Source organism: Janthinobacterium sp. PAMC25594, assembly GCF_019443505.1.
Lineage (GTDB): Bacteria > Pseudomonadota > Gammaproteobacteria > Burkholderiales > Burkholderiaceae_D > Janthinobacterium.
This window is the reverse complement of the sequence record NZ_CP080377.1, coordinates 4,096,156-4,116,309: the sequence shown is the minus strand read 5'-3', so window position 1 is coordinate 4,116,309 and position 20,154 is coordinate 4,096,156. Positions and strand designations below refer to the sequence as shown.

The following is a 20,154-nucleotide window of genomic DNA, read 5'->3' as shown; positions in this document are numbered from 1 at the left end:
GTTCATAAAACTCCGGCCACGGCGCTGGCGCCGCGGCCGGAATGGCCTCCCGTCAAGCTCGTACAGCGGTCACGGCTGCAAGCCGCGCCGCTCGTTGGGCGTGAGCGCCTGCAGCTGCGGCGCCGTCAACGGTCCCGCGCCCAGCACCTGCACCACGCCGGCTGGCTGATAGCTCGATGCCTGCGGCTCACCGCCCTTGTGCTTGCCGACACCGCCCTCGTCCGCCGCGTCATTGCCAAAGCCCAGCACCTTCACGGTGAACAGCGACGGCAGCGCCTGGCGCGTGGCGGCCCGTTCGCGCTGCAGCACCTCCTGCGCCGCCGTCACGGCTTGCGAGGCGGCCGCGCTGGCATTGCTGAGCGCACCCACGTTCACCGCGGCAATGACCGGCATGCCCGTCGACTTGCCCTGCACCTGGATGTTTTCCGCGTTGACCACCTGCAAGGCCGCCAGGTTGACGTTGCCCGAGACGCGGATACCCGCCTCGCTCGCGTCGATGGTGCCCAGCGGGGCGATCAGGTCGATGTCGCCAGGCGGCACCTCCGGGATCGGATTCAGGGTGGCGATGCCGGCGCCCGTGCTCGGCGTGCTCGGCGACAGGCTGACCAGGCCGATGCCGTCGTAGGCGCGGCGCTGCGGCGTGTAGACGACGGTGGACTTGGTGCCGCGGCCCGCATTGATGTCGCCCTGCGCCGACCAGGCCAGGATGTTGCCGCCGAACGTGGTGAAGATGCGGCTCTGGCCCAGCAGGATGCTGTCCCGGGCGTAGATCTGAATTTCACCGGCGCCCTGCGTCAGCACGCCCGAGCCTTCGCCCGGCGCATAGCCGCCGTCGACGCCGATCAGCGCGCGCCCGCCCGGCACCGTGATGCCGATATCGCCGCCGAAATCCGTGTGGATACCGGCATCGTTGACGATCACGTGCGGCACGTTGACCGTCGGATACCCCGCCTCGGCCCACTCCTGCGGACTCAGGTAGCGCACGCCCGCCAGCGGCCGCTTGGTGTAAATGCCCCCGTAGTCATCGACCGTGTACAGCGCGCTGCTGAACATCGTCAGGTCGCCCTTGTACTCGATCTTCTTGCCGGCCTTGTCCTGCGATGGGAACAGCGTGGCGATGGCTTCCCGGCCGCGCAGATAGCTGCCGCGGCGCATGCCGTCCGGGTCGTTGTACTCGCGCCCGGCCGCCTTCAGTTCGGCAAAGTAGACATTGCTCAGGTAGACCTGCTGCTGCTCCTTCGGCAAGGCGGCAAAGAAGCTGCGCGCATCGGTGGCCGGGTCGTAGCGGATGCCCAGGCCGCTGTCGCCGCCAAAGCGCGTCGTCAGCCAGTTCACCAGGTGCAACTGGCTGACCAGCGCATATTCGCGCGCCAGGTCGCGCCGCACGCCACCCGTCTGCTGGCCGGCCTTCTCCAGTTCGACCTGCTTCGTGCCGAGGAAGGCGGCTGCGCCCGCTTCGTCGCCTTTGTAGCCAAACTGGCCGCGCAGCCAGTCGGCCAGGGTCAGCTTGCCACCGTAGACATACACGGCGCTGCCGGCCTGGTCGGCCAGCGGCCGGCCTGGGTCGGCCAGCTTGGCCGGGTCCAGGTAGCGCGCCGCGAAAGCCGCATAGTCGGGACCATTGCGGCCCACGCCGGCGGCCACGCTGATGCCGGCGCCGTTGCCGTGTTCACCGGGGCGGGTGCCGACGATGGAACCGAGGCTGCGCAATTGCGCCTTGTCGGCCATGTACAGGTCGCGTCCGGCGCTCACGTTCAACTGGCCCGGTCCCGCCACATAGAAGGTGCTGTAGCGGATATCGCGCCCGGCGCTGACGACGGAGACGTCGGCGGCATTGCGGTGCACGAACAGGTTGCCGCGCGCGGACGAGCTGCCCGTGACGACCGGCTTGTCCGGATAGTCGGGCCGGCCGGCATAGCCCTTGCTGGTCCATCCCGCCGCGCCTTCCGGCACGTTCTCGACGCTGCCGAGCGGCGTGCCGGCATTGACGATGTCGCGTCCGGCGCGCACGGCCACGGCGCCGCCGCCTTCGTACCACACGCCCAGCGGCCCCGTTTCGCCCTTCAGTGTCGCCCGGTACACGATGCCGCCCGTGCGCAGGCCGACGATGTCGCCGCTGTTGGCATAGAAATGCGCGGGCACCTGGCCCACCGGCACATAGTCCGACACCGTCGGCGCCGTCATGCTGAACAGCGGATAGGTCTGTTGGGCCTCGCCGGCGCCGTTGGGATTCGAACCAAAAGAGAGCAGTGGCGAGGGCGCCAGCCCGTTCGCGCTGACGTTATGCAGCGGCAACAGGCCGAACCAGACCGTATCCAGCGCGCCGACGAAGCCGGGGTTGAACGGGCTCGGCAACAGGCGCGGATCGGCGCCCGATGGCGTGATCGGATAGCCGGCCGCATGGATGGAGTCGGCCGCCAGCATTTCCAGCTGGCCCGTGCCCGTCCTGACAAATTGCGGCGCCACCGGCGACGGGGCGAGGATTACGCCGTTTTGCGGCATGTCAACCTTATTACCCTCGCCCATCCTGCCCAGGCTGGCATTGCCGTAGTACAAGCTGCCGCTGGCGGCCACGGCACGCAGCACGGACGGCATGACATAACGCCCGTCCGAGGGCGCGTGGTTGTCGCCCGTCACCGATTGGATCCAGGCGGACGTCGGCGTCAGATTGCCACCGGCGCTGAACAGGTCGATGGCCGTGGCCGGCGTCCACAGCGAGAACCAGCTCCAGCCCTCGCCCTTGCGCTCCACGCCCTGGTAGTTGAACGGCGAGCCGTTGGCCAGCTGCTTCACGCGGCCCGCATCGGCCGTGCCGCCCAGCACCAGGTCGCCGCGCGCATCGATGCGCACGCCGCTGTCACCGGGCACCAGGATCGGTCCGCCGCTGGCGATCGCCGTGCCCGCCGTGTAGGTTTCATACGGCCGCGATTCCTTCGGATCGGCGCGGTCGAAACGCAGCTCGACGCCGCCCACGGCGCCCGCTTCCATGCGCAGCGCGCCGCGCAGATTGGTGAAAGTGCTGTTGAGCGTGGGATACTGGCGCTCGAAGCGTGTATCGGCATTCGGGAAGTCGCTGTTGGCATCGAAGCTGCGTACCTCGGCGACAGGGTTGAGGCCGCCGCCGATGCGGATGTCGAGGTCGCCGCCGCCCGTCAGCAGCAGCTTGCCGTCCGGCGTCACCCTGCCCGTGCTGCCCACGGCCACGTTCAGGCCCTGGCTGCGCGGCGTGTATGCGCCGCCCGGATCGGCGCGCGAGGTCAGCATGCCGGCGTCGCCGCCCGCCTGCAGCAGCACATTGCCACCGCCCAGGGTACCGATGCCCGTAAAGCCCGACACGACCGGCAAGCCGGCAAACAGGTCAGAGCCTTCGGGGCGCGCGACATAGGTGCCGAAGTTGATCCACCATGCCGTCGGCACGCCCGCGCCCGTGCTGCCGCTGCCCTGACGCCACAGCCAGGTGCCGATGTCGCTGGTGTCCTGCTGCGCGTTCAGGGTGCCGATGGCATCCTCGCGGCGCTGCAGGGCGGTGCCCACGGTGTCGCCCTTGACGTCGCCCTGGGCGCGCAGCAGCAGGTTGCCGCCGTGCTCGGGATACCAGGCGCGGTACAGGCTCTCGCTGCCGCCATCGACGAAGCGCATCAGCTTGTCATCGAGCGCGCCGAGCAATTTGCCCTTGGCGCTCAGGCCGCGCGGCAAGTTGAACAAATCCTTGCCATCGACCAGCGGCGAGGCCGACTGCGTGCCCGCCGTGTAGACGCCATACAGCGAACGCATGTCGAAATCGCCGGCAGCCAGCAGATCGAGATCACCCGTACCCGTGCGCAGCACGCTGAACAGAGGCTGGCGCGCCGGCGCGGTCACGTCCACGTATTCAGGCGGCGTGCCATCGGCAACCTTGACCACGATCACGCCAAGGCCCCAGTCATTGTAGGCAAGCAGCGCTTCTTCGCTGTCAAAGTCGGCCAAGTTGATCGGCGTGCCCGGCTCCTGGCCAAACAGGCCGGCATCGTCGCCCCAGACGTATTGTCCGGGCAAACCGGTGCCTGGAATCAACTCGCGGCCAGCGCCCATGCCGTAATGCGTATCGGCCAGCATCAAATGGGCGTCCTTCGCATGCGGCCGCAGCGCGCGCGTATCGGCGGCGGCCGTATCGGCGCCGCCCACCAGGCGCAGCGACCACGCTTGCGAACCCTGGGCCAGCATCGGTGCCAGCGCCAGGTTGCGGCCCTGATTGCCCGAGCTGTCGGCCGCGCGCAGCGCCACCATGGTCGCGCCGCCAGGCAGCTTGACCAGCGTACCGGCGGGCAGCACGCTGCCCTTGTCCAGCGCCAGCGCCGAGGCCAGCACCACGCCGTTGACAAGGTTGACACTATCGCCCGTGTCCATGGGTTTGCCTTCCGGGAAGGGCAAGGCGACATTCGCCGGCCACAGCATGGCCGCCACCTTGGCCGCGCCCGGCAGGCGCAGGCCAGGATCGAGCTGCATGCCGCTCGATAAGGTCAGCGCCTTTTGCAAGACGCTGCCGGCCGCGTACAGCACACTGCCGTCGGGATTGCGCACGGCGCCGCCCAGCACGCTACCGGCAGGCAAGTTCAGCTCATCCGTCAAGGTGGCGCGCGTCGCCAGCAAGGTGCCGCCGCGCAACTGCATCGGCTTCATCGGCACGGCGAAATTGACGCTCGTGCCCGATTTGAAATACGTGTCTTCGGCCAGGGTCACCAGGCCCGCTTGCGGCACGACGACCTCGCCGCCCCACGGCAAGCGGCCCTTCACCAGTTGCCAGCCCTTGTCATCCGGCGTGACGGGCAAGCTGCGGGTATCGAAGCCATCCGTGATACTGCCAAAGACGCTGAGCTTGCCACCGGCGCGCAGCACTAGCGCGCCTGCTTCGCCCGAGCCGTACACGCCGCTCAGGCGCGCCAGCGGATTGACGCCGTCATAACGGTGGCCGGACAGGTCGATGTCGCCATCGACATGCAAATCGCCGCCCGGCGTGGCGCTGACGATCTCGACGCCAGGACGCAAGTGGAAGGCGTTGGCGTCGCCGCGCAAGCCGCGCAGCTTGCTGTTCATCAAGTTGCCGTTCGCCAGCGCGTGGGCCATGAAGGCTTGGCTGTCCCCGTGCTTGTCGTCCAGGTAAGCCTGGGTGATGCTCTGATAGCTGCGGCCATCCGCATCCTTGCCCGTGCCGGCGGGCGCATCCTTGTATTGCCAGAAGGCGTTGACGTTGATCGTGCGCGCGCCGGCGATGTTCAGCGCGCCAGCCGCATCGATATCGATGTCGTCGCCCGTGGCGCCGCCCAGGCGGCGCGCGTTCAGGTCGATGCTGCCGTAGTTGCCGCCCTTGTCTCCGCTGCGCAGGTCCATCCGTGCGCCATTTTCCAGGGTCAGGCGTCCACCAGGCGAAGCGAGTTCGATCACGGCGCGGTTCGGCGCCTCGATCACCTGGCCATAGCTGTCCGTGCGCAGCAGCGTGCCGTGCGCGTCGAGCACGGCGCCGGATGTGATGGTGACGCCGTCGCGGCCGGCCAGGCGGATGCTGCCCACCTGTTCGCCACTGGCATCGATGCGGCCGTTCACCGTCAAGCTGCCGCCATCGACGGACACGCTCACTTCACGCGCCTTGAGCTCGTCGCCGATGGTCAGATCGCCCTGCTTGAGCTGGAAGCTGCGGCCGCCGAATACCTTGCCCGTGTTCAGGCGCTGGTTCAGGCCGGCGAAATCGCCGAGATGCTGGGCGCGGATGTCCACGCCGCCAGCCGCGTAGGCTACCTGAGTGCCACCCGCGTCATAGCTGCCGCTGGCGCCGCCCAGCAAGGTGCCGCGCAAGTCGGTCGTGCCGGCAGCGTCGCCCGTGGCGATCACAGCCAACTTGCCGGCGCGGTTGTTCACGGCCGACACGTCGATCACGGAAGCGGCCGCCTGGCGCACGTCGCCCTCGCGGCTGTCGAGGATCACGTCGCCGCCCCAACTGTACTTGCTGGTGTCGTAAAAATCGATCTTGCGGCCCGCCAGGTCCAGCTTGGCCTTGTCGCCCAGCAACACATCGCGCTCGGCCGACAGGGTCAGTTTTCCGCTCGGCAAGACCACCGACGTATCCACACTGACGCTGTTGCCGCTGAGCGCCACTTCGGCGCCCAGGGCGCCGGCCAGCGCCGCATTCGTCGGCGTGGCGGCGGCCGCGCCTGCGGGCGCGCTCACCTTCAGCTCGCCACCCGCCGTGATGCGATTGACGGAACCTGCCGCGCCCGTCAGCAGCGGCGTGTTGATCAGTACATCGCCACCGCTGTAGCGGTAGCCGTTGATGGCCGTATCCCAGGCGCTCTGCGACTGGTAGACGGACAAGCTGCCCTTGTTGTTGGCGGTGACTTGCTCGCTGGCATTGAGCGCCACCTGGCCGAAGCCCAGTATCAAACGGTCCAGCTTATGGATGGTGTCGGGACGGCTGTCCGGCGTAAAACCGAACTCGATGCGCTTGGCGTCGACCTGCAGGCGGCCGCTGCCAGTGCCGGGGCCAGCCGCGACGACGGCGCCGGGCGCATTCGTCGCACCCTGCCACACCAGGGTGTCGGTATGGATGCGCGCCAGCGCGTCCGTGCCGCCATAACCGTAGATGGCGGGCGTATTGAGCACCAGGCGCGACAGCGACGACTTGCCCGTGGCCGCATCGATGGTCGACAGCTGCGCCGAATCATAGAAGTTGAAGGAGTTGCGCGCCGTCAAGCCCAGGCTTTCCAGCGCCGGCGCACCCGTACTGATGTCGCCGCGCAGCAGGCGGTCGAGCACGCCCTGGTTCAGTGCCAGGCCGTCCGGCAAGGCGCCGCGGGCGCTGGCGTCCGCCAGCGAGGCTGCGCTGCCGATATTGATAGCCCCCATCGCCAGCACCAGGTTGCGCGTGCCGTAGCGCACGTTGTCGCGCAGGGTAAAGGCGCGCTCCGTCACGGCGGCGATGGTGCCTTCCGAATACAGCGAGGTCGTGCCGCCGCAGGCGACTATCGTCTTGGCGCACGCGCCGATGTCGATGATGCCGGGGCCATCCGAATCGGACGGCGTGCGCACGGCCGGCAGCATGTCCAGCCAGCCATTCGAGACGGCCAGCACGCTGCCCATCGGCTGGTACACATAGCCGTCGCGCGAATCCCAGGCCGCCTTGCCGCGGCCCAGCGTATTGATGCCCGATCCTTGCTCCAGGAAGATGCCATCGTTGGTTTTCGTGGTCACCAGGAACACCTCGGCCGCCTTCAGCACGGCGCCGTCGCGCAGCACGATGCCGCCCGCCGATTCGTTGATGGCGGCGATATTGGCGCGCTGGTTGCTGCCCGTAAGGAAATCGTTGTAGCTGACGCGTGGCAAGCCGCCGATGCCCAGGCGCTGGGCGCCAAAGGCGTTGATCTGCGAGGCGTGCACGGAGACGCCATTGAAGTCCGCCAGCGGTGCCGTGCCGTCGCCCAGCACTTCGTAGCGGGTCGATGCATGGCCGCCCGTGCCCAGCAGCAGGGAGCCGCCAAAGCCGCCCTCGGCCGGCGCGTACAGGGCGCTGCCATCCATCATCAATGGCGTGTGGTTATCCTCGACGCTGTGCAAGGACGGGGCGATCAGCTGCACCCGCACGGCCTTGGCATCGCGTTCCAGCATGGCGCGCGGCACGCCGTCGCGCGTGGCTTGCGCCATGGCAAAGGCGGCATAGCCCGTTTCATTGTATTGCGAATAGCTGCGCAGCACCTCGGCCGGCGTCAGGATAGCCTGGCCGGGCACGGCGTCGCGGATGGCCGTGCCGGCGATGCCCGTCTGCGCCGCCGTGGCATACGAACCATTGCGCATGGCCACCGTGCCGCCCGCCTCGACGGTGCCAGCCAGGCCATTCAATTCCACGCGGAAAGCGCCCGGCAGCAAGGCGAAATTTGATGGCAGCAAGGTGTAGGTGCCGGCCGCCAGGCCGGGCACGCCCGCGGCGATGGTGATCTGGCGTCCCACGGCGGGCTTGCCCGCGCCTTGCTCGGCCGTCAAAGGCGCCACGTCCGGCTGCACGCCGGGAATAATGGCGTACACGGGGTTGGTATTCAGGCCGGGCAAGGTAAAACCGCCATTCGGCTTCATCTGTACCAGCGTATTGAGGCGCGCATCGGTGGAGCCGCCGCGCCCGGCCAGGAAGGCCGCGCCCGTCAAGGTGCCGCCGCCCGACAGGTCGAGCACGGCGCCTTGTTGCACGTCGACGGCGGCGCCCGTCAAGGCGATCTCGGGGCCGTTGCCCACGCCCTTGAACACGACGTCGTTGCCGTCATACAGGTAGCTGAGGCCATCGAGCGTGCCACCATATGGCATCGTCAAGCCTTTGGCGCTGACGGACGTCAGGCTGCCCGGCAACAGCTTGACATGGCCCGTGTAGGCTTCATAGCCTTCGGCACCCAGGGTGATCTGGCCCAGCGGCGCGCGCAGCACGCCGCGCTGGTTGATGGTGGGCGCGACCAGGTTCAGGCTGCCGAAGACGGAAAACGGCTGGTTCGGCGTGGCGCTGCCGCCGCTGCGCTCGATATTCAAGGTACGCAAGGGATCGAGCGTGACGCGGATATTGCCGAACTCGTCGACCCGGCTGCTCTGGCCCACCATGACCATGCCGCTGTCGCCCGTGGCAGGGTAAATCTGCGCGGCGGCCAGGGTGAGGTTGCCCGGCTGGTACAGGGCGGCGTTGTTCGACATGCGCAAGTCGCCGCGGCTGTTGAGGGTCAGTTGCTCGAAGGCATCGCGTTCGACGGCCAGCGGCTTGCCGCCGCTTTGCACGATCTCGCCGCGCGTGCCCATGTTGACCTCGCCCGCAAGATCGAGCATGCCCGCATCGATCTGCAGCAGGGAGCCGTCGGCCACCAGCGGCACGCCCAGCATGCCGCGCCCCTTGCCCGAATTTTTCGAGCCTTTCACGGCATTCGGCACGATGAAGTTGTCCTTCTGTCCGCGCATGGCCGTACCCAGGCGCACATACGGCGCCGCCAGGTGCACCTGGCTGGCGAGACTGGTCGCCTTGTCCTGGCCCTCCGCATCCGGCTGCGGCCGTGCCACCAGCCCCAGCGAACTGGCGCTCAGGCGCAGGCTCTGGCCCAGCGCCAGCCTGACGTCGCCATCCACGCTGAGCATGCCGTTCACATGCATGGCCAGGTTATCGAAGCCGCCGGCCTGCACGCGGTCGGCGCCCAGGCGCGCACTGCCGTAGCGCAAGGTCTCATCCTGCTGGCCGGCGCGCAGATCGGCCGGCAGGACGCTGTCGCCCTGCACTTGCGCCAGCACGAATTCGCGCGGCACCCGCACCGCATTGTCGACGGCGGCGCCTTGCAGCGTCTGGCGGTCCACCTGGCCATAATTGGGCGTGTCCAGCGCCAGCGCCAGGGTGCCGCCTGCCGCGCCAGCACCACCGGCCGCCGCGCGCAGGGTGCCGTCGGCAAAGATGCCGTTGTACGAACTGAGCGAAATCAAGCCGCCGCCGCCGGCCACGTTGACGGCGCCCTGGTTCGGCAAGTCCAGCGTGGCTTGCGCACCGCTGGCGTCGAGCAGGGCGCCGGGGCGCACCACGACAAAGGCATCGGCCGCATCGACGCTGGCGGCGTCAGCCTTGTAGCGGGCACCGATTTCGATGCTGCCGCCCTTGTCGGCGCGGCCATAGCGCCCGCCCCGCATGTCGGTGGCCACGGTGGCGCGGCCAGCGACGTCGAGCACGGCATGTTCGCCGATCCAGATCGAGGTAGCTTGTCCCTTGCCGTTCGGCACATCCACGTCATTGCCCGTGCCAAACGTTCCCGGCAGGATGGCGATCTTGCCGCCCCAGGCGTCGAGGCGGCCATCGATGCTGACCTGGCCATTGCCCGTCAGGCTGATCTGGCGGCCCGGATCAACCGTGACGACGGCGCCCTGCGCCACCGCCAGGGCGCCCTTCACGTTCGGACTGCCGGCCGTCAGCGTCAGGTCGGCGCCGGCGCGCTGCGTCAAGCGGCCCTTGCGCGCATCTTCCTGGTACAGCTGCGGCGTCCACACTTCCAGCGCGGCACCCGGATCGGTGCCACCCGCCACCGTGTGGCCGGTGGCGGGATTAAAGCGCAGCACGGGCATCCGCACATCGATCTGCGCATTGTTGACCACCACGACGCCGTCGCGGCCCGTGACAGCGTAATCGGCAAAGCCGCTCTGGAACAGGCTGGCGTCCAGCGCCAGCATGGGCTGCACGGCAACGTCGCGTCCCAGCATGGTGCCAGTCGGCAGCAGCACGCCGCGCGGCGTGCGCACGTCGGCAGCGGCGATACTGCCGGCCGCATACTGCGTCGTCAGCGGCAGGATGGGCAAGCCGTTCGGAAAGGCCTCCGCCGAGACCACGAATCCCGCATTGAGACCGTTGATGGCCGTTACCACGCTGCCGGCGGGCGCGATGGAACCGCCCTGGACATACCTCGTGCCGTTGATGAAGAAGTTCGCGCCCTGCGGTACCAGCAAGTCGGCCCCCAGCACCAGCGGTTTCTGCGTCGACACATCCGCCGTCACGGGCTTGGTCAGGGTCTGGCCCGGCTTGATCAGGCTGGTGACGATGGCGAAATCAAAGGGGACCTTCTCGCCCTTGGCAATCAAAAATTCATCGCTCAGGCGCAGGCCGACGGGGGCGCTGCTTCCCGCTGGCAGCACGTCGCCTTCGAGCAGTTTGCCGCCGATGCTGACAGCCGTGCCGCTATCGATCGCCAGGCGCCCGCCGCCCTTCACGCCATGGCCGCGCAGCTCGCCGTCGAGCTTGAGCAAGGCGCCGGTGGCGGCCTTTTCGCGCGGCAAATCGACCGCCAGGGTGATATCGCCGCCACGCCCGCCCTGCAGGCTGCCATTGCTCATCAGGGCGGCGCCGGACGAGACGTCGATGACGCTGCCGCCGGCCAGCTCGATGCCGCCGGAGCTCTTCAGAACGACCTTGCCGCCATTGACATACGGCAAACCGCCGCTGGCAGCCGGGTCCAGTTCCAGGTTGCTCCACAGGCCGCGCGCATCGAGGCGCACGCCGGGCGCCACGCGCACGCCGGCCGGACCCGTGGGACGCCCTTCCGGCGACACGGGTGCATCGAGCCACACGGCGCCCGTGTTCGCCAGATAGCGCGACACCATGTTGCCGGCGGCGATGCTGCCGCTGCGCGCACTCACATTGGCCTTGATCGCCACATCGGTGGCGTGCAGGGCGATGTCGCCGCCATCGGCCACGCGCACGTCGGCATTGACGTCGAGCTTGTCGTAAGCGTAGATATTCAGCGCGCCCAGCTCCAGTCCGTTGAGCCAGTCCGCATCGAGCCGCAAGGTTTTGCTGCGCGCGGCCGGCAAGGCTTCGCTCAGCAGCTGGCCATCGGCGACAGGCGCCACCTTGCCGATCTCGACCTTTTCCAGCACGGCTTGCGGGCTGTCGCGCAGCTGGCCCGTCCTGGTATCGAAGACGGGCGTCATTTTGCCCACGATCAATTGACCGGCACGCGCCGCCGCCGTCTGCGCCTGCTTGTAGCTATCCATGCCGTCATCGCGCTTGCGCTGCTGGCGCTCGCCCTGGAACACGGAGGTATCGATATCGCCTTCCAGCACGGCGGCGCCCGTGGAGACGATCAGGCGGCCCGCATCGCGGCCCACCGTATAGCCGTTTTCCAGGCGTTCGCGCGGGCCGATCAAGGCATTCGCGTACGTCTCCGTCGTGTTCGCGCCCCAGCGCGCATGCGTGCTTTCATAGCCGCGGTACAGGCCCGTGTACAGGTTGTCGGCGGGGGCCGTGCTCAGCTTGACCATCGCGCCATCGGCGCCCTTCAGCCACGTCTGCTTGACCATACCCGTCTGCACATCCAGCGAACCGCCGGCGATGTTGATGCGCGAACCGGCCTGCGTCACCACTTCGCCGCCGCCAAAGGCCACGGTGCCGCCCTGGGCCGCCCACTCGCCGATACCGTGGCCGCTGGTGTTCAGGTAGCCGCTCACTTCCAGCAAGCCGCCAGCCGTGTACCAGCGGTCCGTGGCGTAGCCATTCGTGCCGGCCGGCACCAGCACCAGGTCGCGGCGGTCGACCCACACGTCGCTGTTGTTGAGGTACTTGGCATCGCGGCTGCCGGGTGCGTCGCGCTGCTCGTTGCCCTGCACGTTGATCAGCACATTGTTGCTGCTCATGTCGACCTTCACGCCGACGGCGCCGGAAACGTCGATGGCGGCGTCGCGCGCCACGTGGCTGCGGCGGGCCGCGTCGACCAGCACCTGGCCGCCCGTGGCCAGGGTCAGCGAGTCGCCTTCGAGCTCGACGTTGCCGGCGGAGACGATGCGCACCAGCGACTGGTCGCGCCGGTCCCCGATGCCTTCCGTGCCCTTGCCCGCATCTTTCAGCAAGGTATCGCGCTGCACGTCCAGCGCCGTGGCGCCGTTGTCATCGATGACGATGGCGCTGACGCTGCCGCGCGCCAGGGTGACGCCGGCGTTCTCGCCTGCCGCCGTCAGGTGGATGCTGCCGCGGCCATTGACGGTCGTGCTCGACAGCAGCACGCCATCCTGGCGCACGCTATTGCCGCTAAGCGTGATGTCGCCTGTCGCCGCCTGGATCACGCCGTTGTTGACGACGGCACCGGCGCTGCTGCCGGCCACGCGCAGCATCTCGACTTCATTGCCGCGCGTGCTAGAAAACTGGTTCTTGTCCGAACCCTGGCCCGGGCGTACGACGATGGCGTCGCCGGCCGCCAGGGTGGCCTGGCCATTCGGCGTGGTAATGGCGCCCGCATTGTCGACGCTGCGGCCAGCCAGCAAGACATAGCCGCCGCCCTCGGTCACCGTCTGCGGCTTGCGCGTGTCGATGCGCGCGCCGGCGGCGACGACGACATCGGCCTCGGCCTTGCCGTGCGTGTAGGTATTCTGGCCCAACAGCAAGTCATTCGCGAAGGTCGGCACGGCGCCCGTGCCCTGCGCCTTGCCGTACAGGCCGCTCTTGAACTGGCCGTCGCTCATGCCCATGGCGGCGGCGGCCAGATTGCGCGTATCGACCTGGCTGCTGCCCGTAAACACGATGCCGTTGCGGTTGACGATCATCACTGTGCCGTCGGCCTTGATCTGGCCCTGGATCTGGCTGGGGCGCGCCAGCGGATCATTCACGCGGTTCAATACGGACCAGTGCGATTTCTGCTCGAATTGCAAGGTGGTGTTCTTGCCGACGTTAAAGCTTTCCCAGTTCAGGATCGCCTTGTCGTCCTTCTGCACGACCTTCACGACAGTCTTGCCATCGGCCTGGGTCTGCACGGGTCCTTGGGCATTGAGCCAGCCCGCCGTCAGGCTGTTAGTGTCGACCTGCAAGCCGCCTTTGGCCAAGCCATCGGGGGCGCCGCCCGCCGCCAGCGCCGCCTGGCGCGCGGCCGCCTGCACCGCCTGTTCGGCGGCGATGCCGCGCGCGGCCAGCAACAGGTTATTCAGCGATTGCTGCAACTTGCCTTCGGCCTTCTGCTGTTGCAACAAAGGATTGTTCAGCGATGTGGCCGGTTGGCCATTCGGCAAGCGTCCCGAACTGGCGGCGGCACCCTGGTTGGCGCCCTTGCCCGCAAACCAGGCACCGCTGAACGGCTGCTGCGCCTGCGCGCCACCGGCCTGCAACAGCAGGGCGATGGCCAGCGCCAGCGGTTTCAATCGCACCGGGCGACCGCTCCGGTTGCCCGCCATGGCGGAGGAGGATGCGTGTTTCGTGACCGACTTGCTTCGCTGCATGGCGACATTCCCTTTTCATGTTCCGTTGCTGACCGATATCGCGAAAGGGCACGCGGCACGCACGGGGCGGGCGGCAGGCACAGATTCGCGGCTTCCAGCAGCATTGACAGGGAACAAGATCCGGGACTGCAAAAGGTCATGAAAATGTCATAATTCGCTCTCAGCCAAACAGCACGATGCCGCCCGGCAGCCGCGTCACGCGCGCGCCATACGCGTCCTGGATCAGGGCGATCACGTCGTCGAGCCGGTCGAGCGAAAAGCTCGCTTGCACGCGCGTCTGTTTCAAGGCGTCGCCATTGAGGATCAGCTTGCCGGGACGGTAGCGGTTCACCTCGTCCACCACCTCGGCCAGCGTGCTTTGTTTAAATACCAGCAGCCGGTGGCGCCACGCGCTGACGTCGCTCTTGGCCACCGCGCGGGCGATGCCGAAATGTTCGGGCCGGTAACGCAGTTGCTGGCCGGCCGCCAGCTCCGCATCGTTGCCGGCCTGCGCCACGCGCAGGCGGCCCGCCAGGCACGTCACGCACACTTCCTGGCCAAATAAACGGATATTGAAGCGCGCGCTGCCGGCCGACACCATGCCGTCGCCCGCCTGCACGCGCACGCGCGCCGCGCCGCGCAAGCCGGCCTGGAATTCCGCCTCGCCCGCCAGCAGCACCAGCGCCGTGGCGCCGTCCTGCACGGGCGCCGCATCGAGGCGCGTCTGCGTATTCATCTGCACCAGCACGCCGCCATCGAGCGCCACTTCGCGCTGCTCGCCCGTGCCCGTGGCATAGTCGGCGGCAAGACCCGCCACGGCCGGCCACAGGTCCGTCGGTGGACGCAGCACCAGCAAGCCCAGCGAGGCGGCCACGGCGCCACCGAGCCAGGCGCGCCGCGCCGTGTTCACTGGCCGCTGCGCCCGCTTGACGGCGCGCGCGGCCGGCGCCATCGCGCCCCACACGGCACGCGCCTCGGCAAAGGCGTTGGCATGCCTGCGGCTGCGCGCGCACCAGTGGCGAAACACTTGCGCGTCGCGCTCGCTGACCTGGCCCGAGGCCAGGCGCACGACCCACGCCTGCGCTTCCTTCTGGATGACACCCATGTCGTCTTCCGCTTGTTCAATCATGATGTTTAGACGTTTTTCCCGCGCCGGGACCGAAGCGCTGGATGAAATCGCGTCCCATGCGTTCGCAACAATGTTCGAGTCCGGCGCGCAATTCCTTCTCCACCGTGCGGGCGGAAATGCCCAAGCGCTCGGCGATATCGCGGTGCGGCAACTGGTCGACGCGGGCGGCGATGACGATGGCGCGCCGGCGTTTCGGCAACTCCTGCAAGGCCCGCTCCAGTTCTTCCAGCTCGGCGCGCGCGCTGAAGGTGCGGGCCGGGTCGGCCAATTCATCGGCCATCTCGTACAAGTCGTCGATATCGGGCAGGCTGAGCAGGCGTGCATTGTCGCGGCGTTGATCTTCCGCAATGTTGATGGCGATGCGCATCAGGTAGGCGGACGGATAGCTGATCGCCTCGGGCGCGTTCATCCGTTCCACCCGCAAATACGTTTCATGCAGCGCATCGTTGGCCAGGTCTTCCGAGCCCAGGCGGCGCTGCAGGTGGCGGCGAAACTGTCCATAGCGTTCCAGGAACAGCTTGCGCAAGGTGGCTTTCAGCAAATCCGACATGCTCAGGGTGCCCCGGCCATCAGGTAGGGCGCGCAATCGGCGCCGGGGTCGGGGCGCGGCGTCAGTAAAATCGTCAGCGGTTGCGGCAAGCCCGCCGGCGGCGCGCCATCCATCAGCAGGCTGCGCAAGCGTTGCAGCACGGCACGGTCGCGCTGTTCCACGCCGCTCGCTTCCAGCACATGCACGGCGCGCACCTTGCCCCGCTCGTCGAGCCACAACTGGAAGGCCAGGCGGTAGCGGCCGAAGGCGTCCGGATGCAAGCGGCACAGGGCGCGCGTGAGCGAGCGCTGCAGGATGGCCGCATAGCCCTGCAACGGCGGCGTGGCGGGCGCCGCTTCGGCCGGCGCGGGCACGGGTGCCACGGGGGTGTCGGCCAGCGCCAGCAAGGTGAAGGCATTGCTGCCGCTGAAGCGCGCCGCCAGCCGGGTACCGGCCAGCAAGCGCCGCAGCGCCTCGGCCGGCGTGTAGTCACCGCGCACGGGGGCCGCCACTCTGCCCGCCGCCAGCTGGCTGCTGACGAGCACGGAATACCCGGTCACTTCGCCAAACGCCACCAGGGCCGCATCGAGCGGCTGGGCGGGCAAGTCGAAGCGCAGGGTCGTGTGCGCGGCCGCGTCGGCGCCGTCCGCACTGGCAGCCGGTCGCGCGAATGTCATGAATGTCATCAATGTCATCAGCAAGCAGGCGGACAGGGCATTGCCCGTTGCGGTGCGGCGGTGGATTCGTGTCATTGTCCAGGGAAATCAACGAGAGCCTGCTCATGAAGTGTCTTGACTGCAATGTTGTCTGCAGAATGGCAGGATGGTAACTTCATAAAATGACAACTGTATGACATGGGGCATTAGCGATCACGCTGGCGTGTCATCGCTGCGACATATGACCTTGCTATGCTGAACGCTTGTTCCACCGTTCCGGGAGCCGCCATGGCACGCCTGTTCTTGCTATTGCTGTTGACCTGCGCCGCCCTGGCCGCGCAGGCGGACGAGCACACCGTCGTCGTGACAGCCGCCGCGCCGCAGAAAGGCTGCGTGGAGGTGGAAGTGAACGGCAAGCGCGCGCCATCGATGTCTTGCTTGAGTGAAAAATTATTACCCAACAGCAACACCGTGAACGGGCCGCCGCCTAGCCTGTCCGGGGCGGAAGCGACCGTGCAGCGTCCGTCGAACCAGCTGGGCCTGTACAACCGCGCCGCCCTCGAACACCGCATGGGCAATGCCTTCGGCAAATCCGTCACGCCGCAGAGGCCGCCGGCTCCCGCGCCCGCCAGCCCGCTGCTGCCACCCCGTTAGCGGTCGTCAACGCACAGTCCATTTGCGCTGTCAAGATTGCGCAATCGCGCCGATTGCGTATCATTCCAAGCTTGATCGCTCTGGAAACAACCATGCTGCCCACTATCGAACAACGCCTTGCCCTTGAACTTGCCGCCAAACCGGTGCAAGTTGCCGCCGCCATCGAACTGCTCGACGAAGGCGCCACCGTGCCCTTCATCGCCCGTTACCGCAAGGAAGCAACCGGCGGCCTCGACGATATCCAGCTGCGCCTGCTCGAAGAGCGCCTGCGCTACCTGCGCGAACTGGAAGAGCGGCGCGCCGCCATCGTGGCGTCGATCACGGAACAGAACAAGATGACGCCTGAGCTGCTCGATGCCGTCATGCACGCGGAAGACAAGACGCGCCTGGAAGATTTGTATCTGCCGTACAAGCAGAAGCGCCGCACGAAGGCGCAGATCGCCATCGAAGCGGGCTTGATGCCGCTGGCCGACTGTTTGCTGGACAATCCCGAACTGACGCCGGAAATGGAAGCGGGCAAGTTCCTGCGCGACGCGTTTACGAGTGCCGACGGGAATAATCCTGGCGTGGCCGACACCAAGGCAGCCCTCGACGGCGCGCGCCAGATCCTGATGGAGCGCTTCGCCGAAGACGCAACGTTGCTGCAAACCTTGCGCGAATACGTGCAGGAACACGGCATCGTCGAATCGAAAGTGGTGGAAGGCAAGCAGGATGAAGGCGAAAAATTCGCCGATTATTTCGCATACTCGGAAACAATTTCCACAGTGCCATCGCACCGCGCGCTGGCGCTGCTGCGCGGCCGCCGCGAAGGCATCCTCGACGTCACCCTGCGCCTGGACACGGAAGCGGAAAAACCGAAATGGGATGCGCCGCACAACCCGTGCGAAGGCCGCATCGCCGTCCGCTTCGGCATCAAGCAACAAGGCCGCCCGGCCGACAAATGGCTGGCGGACACGGCGCGCTGGACCTGGCGCGTGAAAAGCTTCATGCACCTGGAAACGGAACTGATGGGCGCGCTGCGCGAACGCTCGGAACTCGATGCGATCAACGTCTTCGCCACCAATCTGAAAGCGCTGCTGCTGGCCGCGCCGGCCGGCCAGCGCGCCACCATGGGCCTCGATCCCGGCCTGCGCACGGGCGTCAAGGTCGCCGTGGTCGATGCCACCGGTAAAGTGGTCGACACGGCCGTGATCTACCCGCACCAGCCGAAGAACGACTGGGATGGCTCGCTGCACACGCTGGGCCGTCTGGCAGCCAAGCACAATGTGTCGCTGATTTCGATCGGCAACGGCACCGCCTCGCGCGAGACCGATAAACTGGCGCAGGATTTGATCAAGCAGCACCCGGAAGCGAAGATGACGAAGATCGTCGTCTCGGAAGCGGGCGCGTCGGTGTATTCGGCGTCCGAATTCGCCTCGAAAGAGCTGCCGGACATGGATGTGTCGCTGCGCGGCGCCGTGTCGATCGCGCGCCGCCTGCAAGATCCGCTGGCCGAGCTGGTCAAGATTGATCCGAAATCGATCGGCGTGGGCCAGTACCAGCATGACGTGAGCCAAAGCCAGCTGGCCCGCTCGCTCGATGCCGTGGTGGAAGATTGCGTGAATGCCGTCGGCGTGGACGTCAATACCGCGTCCGCTCCCCTGCTGGCGCGCGTCTCCGGCCTGTCGGCCAGCGTGGCGCAAAGCATCGTCAGCTACCGCGACATGAAGGGTGCGTTCACCTCGCGCGCGGCGTTAAAGGCCGTGCCGCGCCTGGGCGACAAAACGTTCGAACAGGCGGCCGGCTTTTTGCGCGTGATGGGCGGCGAGAACCCGCTGGACGCCTCGGCCGTCCACCCGGAATCGTACCCGCTGGTGGAAAAGATTTTGGCGGACATCAAGAAGGACATCCAGGCCGTCATCGGCGAAACGGCCCTGCTGAAAACCCTCAGCCCGGCAAAATACGCGGATGAAACGTTCGGCGTGCCGACCATTACCGATATCTTGAAGGAACTGGAAAAGCCCGGCCGCGACCCGCGTCCCGAGTTCACCACCGCCACCTTCAAGGAAGGCGTGGAAGAAATCCGCGACTTGCGCCCGGACATGATTTTAGAAGGCGTGGTCACCAACGTGGCCGCCTTTGGCGCCTTCGTCGACATCGGCGTGCACCAGGATGGCCTGGTGCACATCTCGGCCCTGTCGAGCACGTTTGTGAAAGACCCGCACACGGTGGTCAAGGCGGGCCAGGTCGTGCGTGTCAAAGTGCTGGAAGTCGATGAAAAGCGCAAGCGCATCGCGCTGACCATGCGCCTGACGGACAGCGCGCCGCAGGCGGGCAGCAAGCCGGAGCAAAAAGGCGACCGCAACGACCGCCGCGGCCTGGCGCAGCACCAGTCGCAATCGCGCAACGCCCCCGAACCGGCCGGCAGCATGGCCGCCGCGTTCGCCAAGCTGCGCGGCTAAGCGCCATGCCGGCTTGCCGGCGTGGCTGACTTGCCCGATTTATGACCTGAGCGCATACCCGTGCCGTCGTTTTCTTATAAAATGACGGCATCTATTTATTTACCCATCAGAGGCAGCTATGAGCGACGTACAAACCTGGATCAAAGAAACCGTGACGAGCACGCCAGTCGTGCTGTTCATGAAGGGCACCGCCCAATTCCCGCAGTGCGGCTTTTCCGGCCGCGCCATCCAGATCCTGAAGGCATGCGGCGTGGAAAACATCGCCACCGTCAACGTGCTGGACGACCCGGAAGTGCGCCAGGGCATCAAGGATTATTCGAACTGGCCGACCATTCCGCAGCTGTATGTGAAAGGCGAGTTCATCGGTGGTTCCGATATCATGAATGAAATGTTTGAATCGGGCGAACTGAAAACCCTGATCGATGCCTGATAGTGTGCCGCAGCGGCCGCGCCGTGTCGTCGTTGCCATCACGGGCGCCACGGGCGCCGTGTATGGCTTGCGGCTGCTGCAATTGCTGGTCGCCACGCCCGGCGTCGAGACGCATCTGGTTCTGTCCGATGCCGCTGTTTTGACCCTGCACCAGGAAACGGGCGTGGGGCGCAAGGAAATCGAAGCGCAGGCGCACGTCGTGCACAAGCTGCGCGATATCGGCGCGTCGATCGCCAGCGGCTCGTTTCAATCGGATGGCATGGTCGTCGCGCCGTGCTCGATGAAGACCCTGGCGGCCGTGGCGCATGGCTTGTCGGATAATTTGATTACGCGGGCCGCCGATGTGGTGCTCAAGGAGCGCCGGCGCCTGATCCTGATGGTGCGCGAAACGCCATTCAACCTGGCGCACCTGCGCAATATGACCGCCGTGACCGAAATGGGCGGCATCATCTTCCCGCCCTTACCGAGCTTTTATCACCACCCGCACAGCATCGCGGAGATGGTCGACCATACGGTGGCGCGCGTCATCGACCTGCTCGGCATCGAGCACGCCCTGGCGCCGCGCTGGAGTGGACTTAAGTCCACTGGCGACACCCCTATCCAGTAGTTGA

General features: G+C 67.1%; 8 protein-coding genes. 4 read left to right on the top strand and 4 right to left on the bottom strand.

Annotated features, from left to right (window positions below):
• Nucleotides 1–69 precede the first annotated feature (69 nt).
• The 4 genes from KY494_RS18460 to KY494_RS18445 all read right to left on the bottom strand — a co-directional run bounded on the left by KY494_RS18460 (nt 70) and on the right by KY494_RS18445 (nt 16,039).
• On the bottom strand, nt 70–13,725 hold the full coding sequence (locus KY494_RS18460) for a filamentous haemagglutinin family protein (protein WP_219887790.1): 13,656 nt from the start codon (nt 13,723–13,725) through the stop codon (nt 70–72).
• A gap of 160 nt (nt 13,726–13,885) precedes the next feature.
• A complete protein-coding gene (locus tag KY494_RS18455) occupies nt 13,886–14,833 on the bottom strand; it encodes a FecR domain-containing protein (protein ID WP_219887789.1) in 948 nt (315 codons plus the stop codon).
• Nucleotides 14,826–15,383 carry an RNA polymerase sigma factor gene (locus KY494_RS18450; RefSeq protein WP_219887788.1) on the bottom strand — a complete coding sequence of 186 codons (558 nt, stop codon included), beginning with the start codon at nt 15,381–15,383 and terminating at the stop codon, nt 14,826–14,828. The genes KY494_RS18455 and KY494_RS18450 overlap by 8 nt, the downstream gene beginning before the upstream one ends.
• Nucleotides 15,384–15,385: 2 nt before the next feature.
• Nucleotides 15,386–16,039 (bottom strand): secretin and TonB N-terminal domain-containing protein, encoded by a 654-nt coding sequence (locus KY494_RS18445; RefSeq protein WP_219887787.1) that lies wholly within the window; start codon nt 16,037–16,039, stop codon nt 15,386–15,388.
• Between the two features lie 267 nt (nt 16,040–16,306).
• Here KY494_RS18445 and KY494_RS18440 point away from each other — a divergent pair, with 267 nt between their 5' ends.
• The 4 genes from KY494_RS18440 (at nt 16,307) to KY494_RS18425 (ending at nt 20,150) form a co-directional block, all read left to right on the top strand.
• Complete coding sequence (locus tag KY494_RS18440) at nt 16,307–16,672, top strand: hypothetical protein (protein ID WP_219887786.1); 366 nt, start codon at nt 16,307–16,309, stop codon at nt 16,670–16,672.
• A gap of 92 nt (nt 16,673–16,764) precedes the next feature.
• Complete coding sequence (locus tag KY494_RS18435) at nt 16,765–19,113, top strand: Tex family protein (RefSeq protein WP_219887785.1); 2,349 nt, start codon at nt 16,765–16,767, stop codon at nt 19,111–19,113.
• A 118-nt stretch (nt 19,114–19,231) separates the two neighbouring features.
• Nucleotides 19,232–19,543 (top strand): Grx4 family monothiol glutaredoxin, encoded by a 312-nt coding sequence (gene grxD / locus KY494_RS18430; RefSeq protein ID WP_071074969.1) that lies wholly within the window; start codon nt 19,232–19,234, stop codon nt 19,541–19,543.
• Entirely contained in the window at nt 19,536–20,150 is a 615-nt protein-coding gene (locus KY494_RS18425) for a UbiX family flavin prenyltransferase (RefSeq protein ID WP_219887784.1), read from the top strand. Before grxD ends, KY494_RS18425 begins: the two co-directional genes overlap by 8 nt.
• Nucleotides 20,151–20,154: the final 4 nt, after the last annotated feature.

Excerpts from the sequence above, each read along its gene's own strand:
- KY494_RS18460 (WP_219887790.1), bottom strand. The coding sequence starts at position 13,725 with ATGCAGCGAAGCAAGTCGGTCACGAAACACGCATCCTCCTCCGCCATG.
- KY494_RS18455 (WP_219887789.1), bottom strand. The coding sequence starts at position 14,833 with ATGATTGAACAAGCGGAAGACGACATGGGTGTCATCCAGAAGGAAGCG.
- KY494_RS18450 (WP_219887788.1), bottom strand. The coding sequence starts at position 15,383 with ATGTCGGATTTGCTGAAAGCCACCTTGCGCAAGCTGTTCCTGGAACGC.
- KY494_RS18445 (WP_219887787.1), bottom strand. The coding sequence starts at position 16,039 with ATGACATTCGCGCGACCGGCTGCCAGTGCGGACGGCGCCGACGCGGCC.
- KY494_RS18440 (WP_219887786.1), top strand. The coding sequence starts at position 16,307 with ATGGCACGCCTGTTCTTGCTATTGCTGTTGACCTGCGCCGCCCTGGCC.
- KY494_RS18435 (WP_219887785.1), top strand. The coding sequence starts at position 16,765 with ATGCTGCCCACTATCGAACAACGCCTTGCCCTTGAACTTGCCGCCAAA.
- grxD (WP_071074969.1), top strand. The coding sequence starts at position 19,232 with ATGAGCGACGTACAAACCTGGATCAAAGAAACCGTGACGAGCACGCCA.
- KY494_RS18425 (WP_219887784.1), top strand. The coding sequence starts at position 19,536 with ATGCCTGATAGTGTGCCGCAGCGGCCGCGCCGTGTCGTCGTTGCCATC.